Source organism: Paenibacillus sp. BR1-192, assembly GCF_029542445.1.
GTDB lineage: Bacteria > Bacillota > Bacilli > Paenibacillales > Paenibacillaceae > Paenibacillus_AQ > Paenibacillus_AQ lautus_A.
In genome coordinates, this window is record NZ_CP120718.1 from 1,136,637 (window position 1) to 1,150,362 (window position 13,726).

Genomic DNA, 13,726 nt, shown 5'->3' on the forward strand with positions numbered 1-13,726 from the left:
GTCCCGATCGGTTATGTTTTTCTTAGGGAGGGAGGAGCGCGCATGGAGCAAGGGGTATGGAGAATATTGGAGCAAGAATACGACGAGTTGGACAATGAAGTCGTTCGGCGTTTGCGAAGCGAAACGGCCTACATGATGTGGGTGCAGCGCAGAGTGGATATCCAAATGGAGCATCCCTTTATCAAAGGCATGACGGACGGCGATGCCGGTATTTTTCCGAGCGATGCGGACTATCAGGCATGGCTGGAGGTTCGCAAGACGCTGGACGAAACCGAGCGAATGGAGCGAATGGCGTTCTATTGGCAAGGACACATGGACTGTTATGCCTACCTGAAAAAAATGGGGGCCTTATAGCCGTCGAAACGAATAAGCTGAATTTAACAAGTCTGTTGCTGTCCGGTAGCAGGCTTTATTGGTGTGAAATAAAGATGTTGACGGAAGGAGCGAGTCGATGGCCTATGTGAGCAAGGAGCAGATTGAACATGCGAAGCAATGGGACTTGCTGACGTACCTGCAATATTTCGAGCCCTACGAATTGGTGCGTTGTTCACGGAATGCGTATACGACGCGCACCCACGGCAGCTTGAAAATATCCAACGGAAAATGGTTCTGGTGGTCCCGCGGCTTTGGTGGGCGCTCGGCCTTGGATTATTTCATCAAGGTGCGAGGGATGACGTTTCCCGAGGCTGTGATGCATATCGACGAGCAGATTCCGGTGTCTTCCCCCGAACCGCTAGCCGATTTACAGGTGAGTCCCTCCGCCCAATTCGAACTTCCCGAGCCTTATGAGGATGCCAAGCGGGTCATGGCCTATTTGCGAAAGCGCGGTATTGCCCATGACATCCTTGAGGCTTGCATACAGTCAGGCCGCTTGTATGAGAGCCGAAATTATCACAATGCGGTATTCGTCGGTTTCGATGAACAGCTCACCCCCCGCTACGCCGCAATTCGCGGAACGACGAGCACTCGCTATATGGGGGAAGTGCCGGGCAGCGATAAGCGGCATGCATTTTCGCTTCCGGCTGATGGCGACAGTACCGAACTGCATTTGTTTGAAAGCGCCATTGACCTGTTGTCGTACTGTACGCTGGCGCAACTCCAGGGGAAGGATTGGAGGCAAGCCCATCTCCTGTCGCTTGCCGGAATTCACGGCCCCGCAGCAGATAAGGGTGAGTCAGCGATTCCAGTTGCTCTCCTTTCCTATTTGAAGCGCTATTCGCAAATCAAACGGCTGGCGCTTCATTTGGACAATGACGAGCCGGGGCGATTAGCTGCGGCGATGATTCAACAACAGCTTGGTCAGACGTATTTGACTGTGAATGCGCCGCCCGCAAGGAAAGATGTAAACGACGACTTGATGGCGTATAGAAAACAGCGTGAGGCTGCCTCTCGTTAGGGCGTCGTACAATGGCCTGTGATTTCCTCGCAAGCCATAATAAGAAGGTAACCATTTCAGGGGATTGGAGGTTAGCGGATGAAACCGACGGACGAGCAGGGTGAGCCATGTCTGGATGAGGAAAAGATTGTCCGAGCACTTATGGAGGCAGAGGAGCAAGTGCTGAGCGACAAGACGCGATATGACCATCATCAGGTCATGAGTGATCTACGTAACCAGATCAATCTGAAGGAACGTTGAGTCGGTTATGGCCGATTTGAATGGAATGATGCTTTCACGAAGACGCTGTTCGCACGGCGTCTTTTTTTATGAATATCTCCATGCACGTACTGTCTTCAAAAAGCATGCAAAAATAGAACTGCCGGTATGGAAGTTCTTGGGGGGTTATAAAATCAGTATTCCCTAAGCCAATTTGGTGACGGAAAAGCCGCTTTCTTCAAGCTGTTTAATCCATTGAGACTGCTTGCGAAGCTGACGTTCAGCGCAATGTCGATCCAGGTAATCGGGTCCTAACTCTTGATACGGACGGCGATGAAGCAGGAGATGATAGACGATTCGAAGCAAAGTATGGCCCAGTGCAACCAGCGCTTTCTTCTTGCCCAATCGTTTGACCCATGACCAATAACGGGCAGAAAGCCTTGTATTTCGTGTCATGGAGGACGCCCATGCGCATTCGCAAAGAATCGCTTTTAGCTGACTGTTTCCGGACCTTGCCCGCTGTCGTTTTTTTTACCCGCGCTCTCGTGATTGCCCGGGCTCATACCTGCCCAAGCTGCAAGACTGTGGTCGCTTTTGAATTGACTCATGTCCGTTCCGATTTCGGCGATGATCACGGCCGCCGCGTTTTCGTTGACTCCCGGTACGGTCAGCAGCAGGTTGAAGCTCTCCTCTTTGTCTTGGGTGTAGTTACGAATATGCGCCTCCATCTGAGCGACGGAAGACTCGATGTACTGCAAATGCTCCCAAGACATACGGATCATGCTGCGATGGTGGGCGCGAAGGCGGCTGTTAAGCGATTGAAGCAGCTTGGGAGACTTATGCCTCAGCGCACCCTTCATGTGCGTCTCCAGAAAATCCATCGTGATGACCTCGTGATCCACGATCTTCTGGAGCAACAGGCGACCGGAAACGCCGAAGATGTCGGACATATGCGAGGTCAGCTTCACATTGGCATCCTGCAGCAGCTTGTGAATACGATTTTTCTCCGCTGTCGCTTCCTGGACCAGCTTCTTGCGGTACGCAATTCGCGAATATCGACTGGAGGAACGAAGCTGTTCTCAATCAGACCGCAGCGAAGTAGCTTGGCAATCCACTCGGCATCCTTGATGTCGGTCTTGCGACCGGGGAGATTCTTGATATGATGCGCATTGGCAAGCAGCAGATCGAAATCGAAGGCTTCCAGCACGTTCCAGACGGGCTTCCAGTATACGCCGGTACTTTCCATGGCGACCTGGCTACAACCTTGTTCCGACAGCCACTCGCCAAGGGCCAGAAGTTCGTCGGTCATCGTGCCAAACGTGCGAATTTCGCACTTGGGCTTTTGGTCGAGCGGACCAGACAGCACACAAGCGACGACGGATTCCTGGTGTACGTCCAGACCGGCACAACGCTCCAGAATGGCTTCAAGCATACAAATGCGCTCCTTCCATCATGAAAACCAGGAAGACAACCTGAAACGTGAAATTTTTTTATCCGGACTCGCAGTCCAATAGCCTGTGCTTCGAAGGTTGTCCATTCAGTTTTGTTTTCGGGGTAAGATCCACCGCAAAAGAACACGAACTTGACCTGGTCAACTTCAGTATCTTAAAAATCACAAGAAAAAGCTACGATGAGATATTCATCATAGCCTGTGACCCGGCTGGGTCATGAATGTTTTGTTTGCTCGCGGTCCCCCTCTTTTTCCCGGCAGGTGCCTTGGGGCAACGTGTAACGTTGCAGCAAGCACTGAATTTGGTCTCCCAAATTCGCTTGTTAGGGGCTTGCCCCTAATACCCCCGCCTGGCGGTTCATCATGCTTACTTGTCGAATGGATGCATCAGGAACAGTCTTTTCTAAATGATGTCTTTTTTCAAGACTACCTTCATTTATTTCTGAAAGGAGCTGAAACATGCGAAAAAGAAGCATTCGCATTCAAGTATGGGTCAATCAGGAAGAGGTTCGCAGGCTTCAAAAGCAAGCGAAACAGTCGGGTCTGTCACGGGAAGCCTACCTTCGCTCTCTGATTAACGGCTATGTCCCCAAAACGTTGCCACCTCTGGATTACTACACCATGCTGCGCGAGCTTCACGCCATCGGCAATAATCTGAATCAGCTTGCAGTGAAGGCGCATACGACTGGTCATTTGGATCACGCTTCCTTCCAGCGTGAAGCGGATGATTTGCGCCGCGCTGTCCAACGGATTCAAGAGGCGGTGACTGCGCCGGAGTCGCGCAGTGCACCTTCTTGAACCACATAGGGAATAAGCAATATGGCTACGACCGCGATATGGGACGTGACTGACCGTCTGAAGCGTGTATTGAACTACGCCGTCAATCCAGATAAAACGGATCAGAGACGTATGGAAGCGGATGGCTTGCAGCAGACACTTGCCTACACTAGCTCGAATGCGAAAACAGAGCGGCAACTTTATGTGAGAGGTATCAATTGTGATCCCATCAGCGCACATGAGCAAATGCAGCGAACCAAGAAGCGGTTTCAGAAAACAGGCGGCATCGTCGCATTTCATGGCTACCAGTCCTTTGCGCCGGGGGAAACGACACCGGAGCTGGCGCACGCCATTGGCGTGAAGCTGGCGCAAGCGCTTTGGGGGGAACGCTTTGAAGTGGTCGTAGCCACCCATCTGGACAAAGATCATTTACACAATCACTTTGTTATCAATTCCGTCTCCTTCATGGATGGCAAACGTTATTACGATAATATGGCTTCCTATGCGCTGATGCGGCAAACCTCCGACCAGCTATGCCGGGAGCATGCCTTATCCGTTATCGAGCAGCCGGAGCGTGGCAAAGCCAGGCAGTACGGGGAATGGCGAGCTGATCAAGAAAGCAAGCCGACATGGCGCGGTGTCATTCGTGAGGACATGGACGCCGCTATTGCGCGGGCAAGGACGATGAGTCAATTTTATGCGCATCTGCAAGCAAGGGGCTACGAAATCAAGGCCCATGTCAAGCATGTGGCCATTCGTCCACCAGGTAAAGAAAGATTTGTTCGCTTACGTACCTTGGGCGAAGCCTACGGGGAGGAAGGGATCAAGCAACGTATTTTGGGCAGTGCGTTGCCCAAGAAAAAATCAGCTCTTCCGCTTCCAAAACGTAAGCGCGCCTTGGTGGTTCGTAGAAAACGCCCGGTCAAGCATCGCAAGCTTTCCGGCCTTCATGCATTGTATTTCCGTTATCTGTATGCGTTGGGCATTGTGCCTCGCTACCGTTCGTCTCCGAGACGAGCGTCTTTTTTGTTGAGGGAGGATTTGCGTCACTTGACGCAGATCATTGAACAAACCAAGTTGCTCAGTCGTCATCGGATAGCCAGCCGAGGGCAGTTGACTAGCTATATTGAAGCCCGAAAAGCTGAGATGAAGGGGCTGAGTCTTGATCGCAAAAGCTGCCGCAGACGCTTGCGTAGTTGCCGACAACCCGAGCAGATTGCGGTGTACCGGGAGCAGGTCGCCGCGTATTCCCGGCAACTGGCGCAGCTTCGAAAGGAGGTGAAGCTTTGCACGGGCATTTTGGCGCGCTCCGATACCATCAAGAACAAGCTGCAACAGCAAGAAGAGCATGAAGAAAAATTCAGGCGCAAGGAGGTAGAAGCCCATGAGCGGAAACGAGGCGGCCGATCAGGTCGTCAGCATGAGCCTGCGCGGCATTGAAATGATGGCGAAAATATCTGGCGAAGGCGCAAAGCATCTCGCGGCCTATTTGTTCGCCGTACTGCAAGGGCAAAAACAGACGAGAGGCCGCACGCGGCTGGAGAATCTGCTCCGTAGCGGGAAGGAACTGAAGGTATTTGCCGTGCGGAATGAGGACTTGCCCACCTTTTGCAAGGAAGCGAAGCGCTATGGTGTCCTGTATTGCGCGTTGCGGGACAAAAAGAATGTGGATGGCCTGTGCGATGTGATGGTGCGCGCCGAGGATGCCTCCAAGATTAACCGGATTGTAGAACGCTTCCAATTGGCTACCGTGGATACGGCCAGCATCAAGCAGGAAATAGAACAAGCTCGTCAGGAGAAGCAGCCGAGTAGCATGGAAGCGGAACGAGCGATGGGAGCTGTGGAGCATCAAGAACCGGTAGCCGAGCAACCAGAGGTTCCTGCATCGGCGATCAACGAGGAATTTTTGGACGAGCTGCTGGGAAAGCCGGAACCGCCGGAAGGGGTGGAGCCGGGAAACGAGGTGCCGAAAAGCGAACCACCGGGAAACGAGGAGGAGCCGGTGGCCGAAGCGGCGGAGTCGGAGCAGCTCCACCTACCCAACAAAGCCGAGAGCCAGAACCAGACGGAACTCCTCTCTCCGTCCGCGCCTACCTCCGCGCACAGCGAGGCATCCGAAATGATTCTTGAACAGCCGAAGCCGAAAGTGTCCGTGCGGCAATTGCTACGCGAGATCCGTGAAGAGAACCGCGCTGCAGAGAAGCGACGGCAGCAACAGCAGGAACAGGAGCCGAGCTTGTCCAAGCGAAAAGATCGGGGAAAAGCGTCTGTTGCCGTGAATGCTCCGGTCGAAACACCCAAGCGCAGTAATCGGAAGAGAGGGAAAGTCAAATGAGCGAGTGGGATGATTTGTTCCATCAGGAAGCTCCACCCATGACCACTACTGAACAAGACAAGCCCTTCGACAAGGAGAGCTGGGTCCAGAAAAAGCAGGAGCTACGTCAATGGACATATGAAACCATTGACGCGACCACGGTTGCGGTCGTGCAAACCGGCGAACAGCTTCAACAGTATTTGGATGTGCAAAGTCGCTTTGGCCGGTACAGTGTTTCCAATGCGCTTCTCATCATGGCTCAGCGGCCAGAGGCAACGCGGATTGCCGATTTTGAAGGCTGGAAGGCAATGGGCTACCACATTCGGCGGAAAGAGACAGGCTTTTATATTTTGGAGCCAGGCGAGACGTATAAACGGGAGGATGGCCATACAGCGATAAGCTATAATCCGAAAAAAATGTTTGATGTTGCCCAGGTAATTGGAGAGAAGCCGGCTTTGCCATCCCTGCCAGACGAACGCACCTGCATCAAGGCGCTGATGCATCGTTCACCGGTTCCGGTTCAGATGGGCGATGCCTTGCCGGCAGACAAGCATGCCCTCTATCAGCCGGATGCCGGGCAGATTGTCATTCGCCGCGGGCTGTCAGCCGGAGATATTTTTCGTTCGCTTGCGCAGGAATTGGCGCATGCGGAAATGGACCAGGGCAAGGCAGACTACAGCCGCTCGGAGCATCAGACCCAAGCGTACAGCGTGGCCTATATGCTAAGTAAGCAGTTCGGTGTGGAGACAGCGGGCTTTCGCTTTAACCGGTCGGTAGAAGGGTTGAAAGGACTGGAGCCGCAACAGATACGTGCGGAGCTTGCCGTTATCCGGGACACGGCCCTCACGATGAATAGCCGGATGTACCATCTGCTAGGCCAATTGCGGCAGCAGCAGCCGAATCGCAGTGACACGGCTCGTTAACGCTATGCCTGACAAATGAACATTTCGATGACGCGGGAGGAAGGACGATGAAAGAGGACGAGCGTATTCTTAACCTGGATCATTATGAGCATGGCATTGTCATCAACGCCCTGAATAATCTGCGTAATGGCTTGATCGGAGAGCGGCGGCCGACAGATGCCGTCGATGATCTGCTGCTGAAAACGATTGATGCCCCCTATAGAAAAGCGAAGCATCGGAGCCCGCATGCGGCGCGCTAATTCCGCAACGAGTCAGCTTATACTCGTTGTGTTTTTTTTATTGCCGGTCATTTGGCTGGCACTGCAAGCCGCGCCTGCTCTTTCCAGCGGCTTGCCCGCGCTTCTGCTTCAACTTAGCACGGCAATGGAGCATCCCCTCCATATTCGCTGGATGGAGGATACGCCTCGCAGCCTGTTGCTCTTTACGCTGGCGTATGCCCTCTGTATCGGCGTGTATGTATCCTCACAGCGTAATTATCGAAGGTTCGAAGAACACGGAAGCGCCCGCTGGGGAAAAGCAAAGCAGCTCAATGCCATATACCGAAGTAAAGAGCTGGAGCAAAACAAAATCCTGACGCAACACGTTCGGATCGGCCTTGACGGCCGCAAGCATCGGCGAAATGTGAATGTACTGGTGGTCGGCGGCTCGGGAGCCGGTAAAACGCGCTTTTATGCAAAGCCGAACGTAATGCAGGCCGCAACGTCTTTTGTAGTGCTTGATCCCAAGGGAGAAATTTTGCGGGATACCGGCGGCTTGCTCCAGACAGAAGGATACGATATCAAGGTGCTGGATCTCATCAACCCTCACCTGTCGCACGGCTACAATGCGTTTGCCTACTTACGGGACGACAAGGACGTACTAAAGCTGGTAACGAACCTCATTCGCAACACGACACCGAAGGGAAGCAATACGAATGATCCGTTTTGGGAGCGTTCCGAAACGGCGCTGCTGGAGGCGCTTGTGCTGTACCTGCTCTACGAAGCGCCGCCGGAGGAGCGAAATTTCCCGATGGTGATGGAGATGATAGCCGCAGCGGAGGTTCGCGAAGAAGATGAATCGTATCAAAGCCCGCTGGATGAACTGTTCGAGCGGCTGGCCATGCGCGAGCCGGAGCATCTGGCAGTCAAGCAATACAACATTTTCAAGCTGGCAGCAGGTAAGACGGCCAAGTCCATCCTCATCGGTCTCGGCGTACGGCTGGAGAAGTTCAATCTGCCAACCATTGCAGGCATGAGTGTGGTGGATGAACTGGACTTGTCCGGTATGGGCACGAAAAAGACGGCGCTCTTCGCTGTCATTCCCGACAACGACAGCAGCTTTAACTTTATCGTCGGCATGCTGTACACGCAGTTGTTCCAGAGTTTGATGTATGAAGCTGATTATCGGCATGGGGGGCGCTTGCCCGTTCATGTCCATTTCGTGATGGACGAGTTTGCGAACGTCGCATTGCCAACAGAATTCGACAAGCTGCTCTCGACCATGCGCAGCCGGGAAATTTCGGTGTCCATCATCCTGCAAAATCTGGCGCAGCTCAAGGCATTGTACAAGGATGAATGGGAATCGATTGTCGGCAACTGCGACCTGTTCCTGTATCTCGGCGGCAATGAGCAATCCACGCATAAGTATGTCTCGGAGTTGCTGGGCAAGGAGACGCTCGACACGAATACGTATGGACTCAGCAGAGGACGCAATGGCAGTTATTCGATTAATTATCAGCAAACAGGCCGGGAGCTGCTGACGCCGGATGAGGTTCGGCTGCTGGACAACCGTTATGCGATTTTGTTTATCCGCGGCGAACGGCCAGTGTTGGATGAGAAGTATGACGTGCTTCGGCATCCCAACGTGTCATTGACGCTGGACGGCAAAGGAGAAGCCTATCGTCACGGCGGGGCGGAGCATGTGGTGGACTGGACGAAAGTAGTGCTGCATGAGCACGGCGACTATGAATTGCTGTCAGAGAGCGAGCTGGAAGAGTTGATTTTACAAGGAGATGATCGGCATTGAAGCGTAAAACGCAAGGGTTTCTGACGTTCGGCATGATGCTTGGGCTCGGAACGCTATGGGCCTCGACAGCCTATGCCGCAGGCGATCCGATGGAGACAGTCAATAACTTCTCCAATTTCATTTTTGGCTTGATTCGAGCGGTGGGGATGATTATTTTGGGATTCGGCATCGTTCAAATTGGCTTGTCGCTCAAGTCGCATGACCCATCACAACGAGCCAACGGATTTTTAACCTTGGCGGGCGGCGTCATTATTACATTTACGAAGGAAATTCTAGCTTTAATCGCGGGATAACCGATCATGCCGGAGGGGAGCGCTCGCTACTTCCCTTCAGGACTAAAGGGTGAGTGCATGTCCAAAAACAGTTGGATCGAAGAAAATCTGGAGAACGCGTTGAACACCTGGAACGACAAGATGAACGAGATTTGGCAGCTTGTCACACAGTCGCCAGCCGAGTTTAAGGGTGGTGCAATCTGGCAGGTGGTCACGGATATTCACGGTGCGCTGCAGGCGACCGGTCTTGCGCTGCTGGTGCTGTTTTTTGTGGTCGGCGTGATGAAGACGGCGGGTAATTTTGCCGAAATCAAGCGGCCAGAACTGGCCGTCAAGCTGTTTATTCGCTTTATTCTCGCCAAGGCGGTTGTGACCTATGGGCTGGAGTTGATGATGGGGCTGTTCACGATTGTGCAGGGCGTCATATCGACCATCATGGGGAACTCCGGCTTCGGAGCGATGGAAGGAATCAGTCTGCCGGGCACGATTTCACAGGCGATTGAGGAAGTCGGTTTTTGGGAGAGCATCCCGTTGTGGATTGTCTCCTTGCTTGGCAGCCTGTTTATTACCGTGCTGTCGTTCATTATGATTCTGTCCGTATATGGCCGGTTTTTCCGCATCTACTTGTATACCGCGATTGCACCGGTTCCGTTATCGGCTTACGCGGGGGAGCCGAGCCAAAGCATCGGGACTTCCTTTCTTAAGGGATATGCGGCGGCATGCCTAGAGGGTGCCATTATTGTGCTGGCCTGCATCATTTATTCCGCCTTTGCCGAAGCGCCACCTGCCGTTGCGGATGGAACTGGGGCTGTGTCGATGATTTGGACCTATATTGGTGAATTGATCTTTAACATGCTCGTACTAGTTGGCGTTGTCAAAATGGCAGATCGCGTCGTGCGAGAGATGATGGGCTTGTAGAGAACGGAAACTTACTCCGTTTCCTCGCCGAGCAAATGGCCGACAGTAATCTCCAAGGCTTTGGCAATGATTAGTACTTCGTAGTCTTGTACCAGTCGATCTTGACCTTCTAGTCGTGACAGACTGGTCGGGCTGAGATCAAGACCCAAAGTTTGCAGTCGAGCCAGAAATTCCTTTTGCTTCATCTTCCTTGCTTTGCGAATGGCAACCACCCGGGAACCGATAATATTTTTATCGCCAGGCGGGTCTTTTCGATGCTTCATGGTGGACACCTCACAATGGTTTACATTGTACGAAATGGCATGGTTGTTTTAATGCGAATATCGAATTAAAATGAAATAAACCGATAATCGCATTAAAATCCCCCTTCGTTGTCTACTATTAACAAACGAATGGGTATGTAAACCGAAAAGAGGAGTAGTGGATGAATGAGCCGCTTTCAAAAAATATTGGAAAAGGAACGGCAAAAACTGAACCAACTTGGAGCAGAATCGTTAAGACAATCGATTCCGTTGGCAGAAAATCCAAAGGTTCAGAAACAAAGCCGTATTGTGGATGAATTGGTTGCTCAATATCAACAAAGAAAGGCCAAACGACGTCATACGGTGAGATAAAGGGAGGAAGGGGGCAGGGGCATTTGAGTTACTGCCCCATTGTCAGTTTTTTTAGAGTAGCAGCAAGATGAACAAGGTTTAGGGCTCGTGGTCTGATTAATCGTTAGCTTGGGAGTGATGCAGATGGAGATCAAAATTAACCGGGAGATCCGGGCGTATACGGAAAGCTTATTCTTTGGACTGTCCTTGCGGCAGTTCTTTTTTTCTGTTTTGGCTGTAGGAGCGGCGATTGGCCTGTACTTTGGCTTACGCAACCATTTTGGAATCGAAACGGTGAGTTGGATGTGTATCCTGGGGGCTGCTCCTTACGCCGCGCTGGGCTTCATTGAGTATCACGGCATGACCGCAGAGCAATTGTTATGGGCGTATATAAAGTCGGAGTTTTTGATGCCGAAGCGGCTCGTCTTCCATTCGACCAACCATTATGTTGAAGCGTTGCGGGTGAAGCTACGGCAGCGTGGTCTGGAGGAGACACGATGATTAAAACGCTCAAGCGCATCCTGAGCCAAGACAAGGAACGTTTTGTCGTTCCAAAGGGTGTTCAGCAAGCGATCCCGATTCGAGCCATGTGGCCGGACGGGATTTTTTTGGTTGGCAACAAATTTTCTAAGTCTTTTTGCTTTGAGGATATTAATTATGCTGTGGCCTCACGAGAGGACAAGGAAGCGATGTTCCTCGCATACGGAGAGTTGCTTAATTCGTTGGACAGCGGTGCAACGACGAAAATTACAATCAACAACCGCCGACTGAACCGGACGGACCTGGCCGATTCGATTTTGATCCCGTTGCGGGAGGACGGCTTAGACTCGTACCGGGAAGAATATAATCGTATGCTGCTCGACAAAGCGACCGGTGCCAATGAAACGTATCAGGAAAAATATATCACCGTCTCGATTGCAAAAAAGAACATTGAGGAAGCGCGGCAATATTTTGCGCGGATCGGTGCCGAGTTGTCCGGGCATTTTACACGGCTCGGCTCCAAATGTACGGAGCTGAATGCGACGGATCGCTTGCGCAGACTACATGATTTTTACCGAATAGGCGAAGAGGGCGGATTTCGTTTCGATTTGTCGGAAACGATGCGCAAGGGGCATGATTTCAAGGACTATATCTGTCCAGATACGCTGGAGTTTGAGCGGGATCATTTTCGGATGGGGCGTTTCTACGGCCGCGTGATCTTCCTGCGGGAATACGCCAGCTATATCAAGGACAGCATGGTTGCCGAGCTGTGCGACCTGAATCGAAACCTGCTGCTGTCGCTCGATGTCATCCCGATCCCGACCGACGAGGCGGTGAGGGAGGTGGAAAACCGGCTGCTTGGCGTGGAGACCAACATTACGAACTGGCAGCGGCGGCAAAATAAGAACAACAACTTTTCGGCGGTTATCCCTTATAACATGGAGCAGCAGCGCAAGGAGAGCAAGGAGTTTCTGGACGACCTGACCACCCGGGATCAGCGAATGATGTTCGGATTACTCACGATGGTGCATATTGCAGAGAGCAAGGAGCAGCTTGACCAGGATACCGAAGCCTTACTGACGACAGCCCGCAAGCATCTGTGCCAGCTTGCTCCGCTGACCTTCCAGCAGATGGACGGCCTGAATACAGTGTTGCCGTATGGGCTGCGCAAGGTACAGGCGTTGCGGACGCTCACGACCGAAAGCACGGCAGTCTTCATCCCGTTTCGCGCCCAGGAGGTCATGCATCCCGGCGGCGTTTACCAAGGGCAGAACGTCATCAGCAAAAACATGATCTTTGCCAGTCGCAAGCAATTGCTTAACGGAAACAGCTTTATTTTGGGCGTTCCCGGCTCCGGCAAAAGCTTCACGGCAAAACGGGAAATCGTGAATCAGGTGCTGGCAAGCGACGATGATGTGATCCTGATCGACCCGGAAAGGGAATATTCCGCCTTGGTGAAGGCGCTTGGCGGCGAGACGATTCATATCTCGGCCACATCGCCGAACCACATTAATGCCATGGATTTGAACCGGCAGTATGGCGACGGAGCCAATCCGATCATTCTGAAGTCCGAGTTTGTGTTGTCGCTGTGTGAGCAGTTGATGGGCGGGTATCCGCTCGGGGCGAAGGAAAAATCGCTGATCGACCGTTGCACCGCCAGTGTCTATCGAAGTTTTTTGCAGAGCCAGTATAAGGGGGAGCCTCCGACGCTACGAGACTTCCATGCGGAGCTGCTTAGGCAAGCGGAGCCGGAGGCACAGGACATCGCACTCGCGATAGAATTGTTCACGTCGGGTAGCCTGAACACCTTTGCCCAACCGACCAACGTGAATGTTCATAATCGGCTGATCAGCTACGACATATTGGATTTGGGCAAACAATTGCTGCCGATTGGGATGCTGGTTGTGCTAGATAGCATTATCAACCGCATCACGCAAAACCGGGTAAAGGGCAAAAACACGTATATCTTCATTGATGAAATCTATTTGCTGTTCCAGCACGAATATAGCGCTAACTTTCTGTACGCCTTGTGGAAGCGCGTCCGAAAGTATGGTGCTTTTTGTACGGGCATTACGCAGAACGTGGACGATTTGCTGCAAAGCCATACCGCCCGAACGATGCTGGCTAATAGCGAATTTATCGTGATGCTTAACCAGTCCAGCACCGATCGGAAGGAGCTCGCTGAGCTGCTGAACATTTCGGACTTGCAGCTCTCCTACATTACCAATGTGGACGCCGGAAACGGATTGATGAAGATCGGCAACTCGTTGGTACCCTTCGCCGATCAGTTCCCGCGGGACACAATGCTGTATCAATTGATGACGACGAAGCCAGGGGAATAAACATGCCTGATTTCGCCGCGTTCTACTTGAGCTAGATAGCTGCCCGCCATGCCAATGCG

18 protein-coding genes are annotated in these 13,726 nt (G+C 52.4%); 14 read left to right on the forward strand and 4 right to left on the reverse strand.

Translation table 11 applies throughout. The features are described 5' to 3' along the window. Positions 1-42 precede the first annotated feature (42 nt). The 3 genes from P0X86_RS04920 to P0X86_RS04930 all read left to right on the forward strand — a co-directional run bounded on the left by P0X86_RS04920 (position 43) and on the right by P0X86_RS04930 (position 1,636). Positions 43-354 (forward strand): hypothetical protein, encoded by a 312-nt coding sequence (locus P0X86_RS04920; protein ID WP_277747927.1) that lies wholly within the window; start codon positions 43-45, stop codon positions 352-354. Positions 355-451: 97 nt separating this feature from the next. Then, a complete protein-coding gene (locus P0X86_RS04925; RefSeq protein WP_277747928.1) occupies positions 452-1,396 on the forward strand; it encodes a DUF3991 and TOPRIM domain-containing protein in 945 nt (314 codons plus the stop codon). Positions 1,397-1,474: 78 nt separating this feature from the next. Then, a complete protein-coding gene (locus tag P0X86_RS04930; protein WP_277747929.1) occupies positions 1,475-1,636 on the forward strand; it encodes a hypothetical protein in 162 nt (53 codons plus the stop codon). A gap of 162 nt (positions 1,637-1,798) precedes the next feature. Here the strand turns inward: P0X86_RS04930 and P0X86_RS04935 are convergent, their stop codons facing one another. From P0X86_RS04935 to P0X86_RS04945, 3 genes are read right to left on the reverse strand one after another with little or no spacing between them, the layout of a single operon-like run. Further along, entirely contained in the window at positions 1,799-2,050 is a 252-nt protein-coding gene (locus P0X86_RS04935; protein WP_277747930.1) for a hypothetical protein, read from the reverse strand. A gap of 35 nt (positions 2,051-2,085) precedes the next feature. Continuing rightward, on the reverse strand, positions 2,086-2,562 hold the full coding sequence (locus tag P0X86_RS04940) for a transposase (protein ID WP_277747931.1): 477 nt from the start codon (positions 2,560-2,562) through the stop codon (positions 2,086-2,088). Then, positions 2,559-3,026: an IS110 family transposase gene (locus tag P0X86_RS04945; protein WP_277747932.1), complete on the reverse strand. Its 468-nt coding sequence runs from the start codon at positions 3,024-3,026 to the stop codon at positions 2,559-2,561. The genes P0X86_RS04940 and P0X86_RS04945 overlap by 4 nt, the downstream gene beginning before the upstream one ends. 477 nt (positions 3,027-3,503) lie before the next feature. Here P0X86_RS04945 and P0X86_RS04950 point away from each other — a divergent pair, with 477 nt between their 5' ends. From P0X86_RS04950 to P0X86_RS04985, 8 genes are read left to right on the forward strand one after another with little or no spacing between them, the layout of a single operon-like run. Continuing rightward, entirely contained in the window at positions 3,504-3,842 is a 339-nt protein-coding gene (locus P0X86_RS04950; protein ID WP_277747933.1) for a plasmid mobilization protein, read from the forward strand. A 21-nt stretch (positions 3,843-3,863) separates the two neighbouring features. Continuing rightward, positions 3,864-5,261, forward strand: a complete 1,398-nt coding sequence (locus P0X86_RS04955; RefSeq protein ID WP_277747934.1) for a relaxase/mobilization nuclease domain-containing protein — start codon at positions 3,864-3,866, stop codon at positions 5,259-5,261. Then, positions 5,206-6,156: a PcfB family protein gene (locus tag P0X86_RS04960; RefSeq protein WP_277747935.1), complete on the forward strand. Its 951-nt coding sequence runs from the start codon at positions 5,206-5,208 to the stop codon at positions 6,154-6,156. The genes P0X86_RS04955 and P0X86_RS04960 overlap by 56 nt, the downstream gene beginning before the upstream one ends. A gap of 38 nt (positions 6,157-6,194) precedes the next feature. Then, entirely contained in the window at positions 6,195-7,058 is an 864-nt protein-coding gene (locus tag P0X86_RS04965; protein ID WP_277747936.1) for an ArdC-like ssDNA-binding domain-containing protein, read from the forward strand. 47 nt (positions 7,059-7,105) lie between these two features. Continuing rightward, positions 7,106-7,297 carry a hypothetical protein gene (locus tag P0X86_RS04970; protein ID WP_277747937.1) on the forward strand — a complete coding sequence of 64 codons (192 nt, stop codon included), beginning with the start codon at positions 7,106-7,108 and terminating at the stop codon, positions 7,295-7,297. Then, on the forward strand, positions 7,284-9,062 hold the full coding sequence (locus P0X86_RS04975; protein WP_277747938.1) for a VirD4-like conjugal transfer protein, CD1115 family: 1,779 nt from the start codon (positions 7,284-7,286) through the stop codon (positions 9,060-9,062). Before P0X86_RS04970 ends, P0X86_RS04975 begins: the two co-directional genes overlap by 14 nt. After that, positions 9,059-9,355 (forward strand): glutamyl-tRNA amidotransferase, encoded by a 297-nt coding sequence (locus P0X86_RS04980; protein WP_481858275.1) that lies wholly within the window; start codon positions 9,059-9,061, stop codon positions 9,353-9,355. Before P0X86_RS04975 ends, P0X86_RS04980 begins: the two co-directional genes overlap by 4 nt. Positions 9,356-9,412: 57 nt before the next feature. Beyond that, positions 9,413-10,252, forward strand: a complete 840-nt coding sequence (locus tag P0X86_RS04985) for a VirB6/TrbL-like conjugal transfer protein, CD1112 family (protein ID WP_277747939.1) — start codon at positions 9,413-9,415, stop codon at positions 10,250-10,252. Positions 10,253-10,263: 11 nt separating this feature from the next. Here the strand turns inward: P0X86_RS04985 and P0X86_RS04990 are convergent, their stop codons facing one another. Beyond that, positions 10,264-10,515 carry a helix-turn-helix domain-containing protein gene (locus tag P0X86_RS04990; protein WP_277747940.1) on the reverse strand — a complete coding sequence of 84 codons (252 nt, stop codon included), beginning with the start codon at positions 10,513-10,515 and terminating at the stop codon, positions 10,264-10,266. Between the two features lie 165 nt (positions 10,516-10,680). On the opposite strand from P0X86_RS04990, the gene P0X86_RS04995 reads away from it, so the two are divergent. The 3 genes from P0X86_RS04995 (at position 10,681) to P0X86_RS05005 (ending at position 13,667) form a co-directional block, all read left to right on the forward strand. Next, the gene (locus P0X86_RS04995; protein WP_277747941.1) at positions 10,681-10,866 is read left to right on the forward strand and encodes an aspartyl-phosphate phosphatase Spo0E family protein; all 186 of its coding nucleotides are present in this window, start codon (positions 10,681-10,683) and stop codon (positions 10,864-10,866) included. 123 nt (positions 10,867-10,989) lie between these two features. Further along, complete coding sequence (locus P0X86_RS05000; RefSeq protein WP_087569033.1) at positions 10,990-11,346, forward strand: PrgI family protein; 357 nt, start codon at positions 10,990-10,992, stop codon at positions 11,344-11,346. Continuing rightward, positions 11,343-13,667 (forward strand): VirB4-like conjugal transfer ATPase, CD1110 family, encoded by a 2,325-nt coding sequence (locus P0X86_RS05005; protein ID WP_087569032.1) that lies wholly within the window; start codon positions 11,343-11,345, stop codon positions 13,665-13,667. Before P0X86_RS05000 ends, P0X86_RS05005 begins: the two co-directional genes overlap by 4 nt. Positions 13,668-13,726 lie beyond the last annotated feature (59 nt).

Coding starts and splice junctions, on each gene's coding strand:
- P0X86_RS04920 (WP_277747927.1), top strand. CDS start 43: ATGGAGCAAGGGGTATGGAGAATATTGGAGCAAGAATACGACGAGTTG.
- P0X86_RS04925 (WP_277747928.1), top strand. CDS start 452: ATGGCCTATGTGAGCAAGGAGCAGATTGAACATGCGAAGCAATGGGAC.
- P0X86_RS04930 (WP_277747929.1), top strand. CDS start 1,475: ATGAAACCGACGGACGAGCAGGGTGAGCCATGTCTGGATGAGGAAAAG.
- P0X86_RS04935 (WP_277747930.1), bottom strand. CDS start 2,050: ATGACACGAAATACAAGGCTTTCTGCCCGTTATTGGTCATGGGTCAAA.
- P0X86_RS04945 (WP_277747932.1), bottom strand. CDS start 3,026: ATGCTTGAAGCCATTCTGGAGCGTTGTGCCGGTCTGGACGTACACCAG.
- P0X86_RS04950 (WP_277747933.1), top strand. CDS start 3,504: ATGCGAAAAAGAAGCATTCGCATTCAAGTATGGGTCAATCAGGAAGAG.
- P0X86_RS04955 (WP_277747934.1), top strand. CDS start 3,864: ATGGCTACGACCGCGATATGGGACGTGACTGACCGTCTGAAGCGTGTA.
- P0X86_RS04960 (WP_277747935.1), top strand. CDS start 5,206: ATGAGCGGAAACGAGGCGGCCGATCAGGTCGTCAGCATGAGCCTGCGC.
- P0X86_RS04965 (WP_277747936.1), top strand. CDS start 6,195: ATGACCACTACTGAACAAGACAAGCCCTTCGACAAGGAGAGCTGGGTC.
- P0X86_RS04970 (WP_277747937.1), top strand. CDS start 7,106: ATGAAAGAGGACGAGCGTATTCTTAACCTGGATCATTATGAGCATGGC.
- P0X86_RS04975 (WP_277747938.1), top strand. CDS start 7,284: ATGCGGCGCGCTAATTCCGCAACGAGTCAGCTTATACTCGTTGTGTTT.
- P0X86_RS04985 (WP_277747939.1), top strand. CDS start 9,413: ATGTCCAAAAACAGTTGGATCGAAGAAAATCTGGAGAACGCGTTGAAC.
- P0X86_RS04990 (WP_277747940.1), bottom strand. CDS start 10,515: ATGAAGCATCGAAAAGACCCGCCTGGCGATAAAAATATTATCGGTTCC.
- P0X86_RS04995 (WP_277747941.1), top strand. CDS start 10,681: ATGAGCCGCTTTCAAAAAATATTGGAAAAGGAACGGCAAAAACTGAAC.
- P0X86_RS05000 (WP_087569033.1), top strand. CDS start 10,990: ATGGAGATCAAAATTAACCGGGAGATCCGGGCGTATACGGAAAGCTTA.
- P0X86_RS05005 (WP_087569032.1), top strand. CDS start 11,343: ATGATTAAAACGCTCAAGCGCATCCTGAGCCAAGACAAGGAACGTTTT.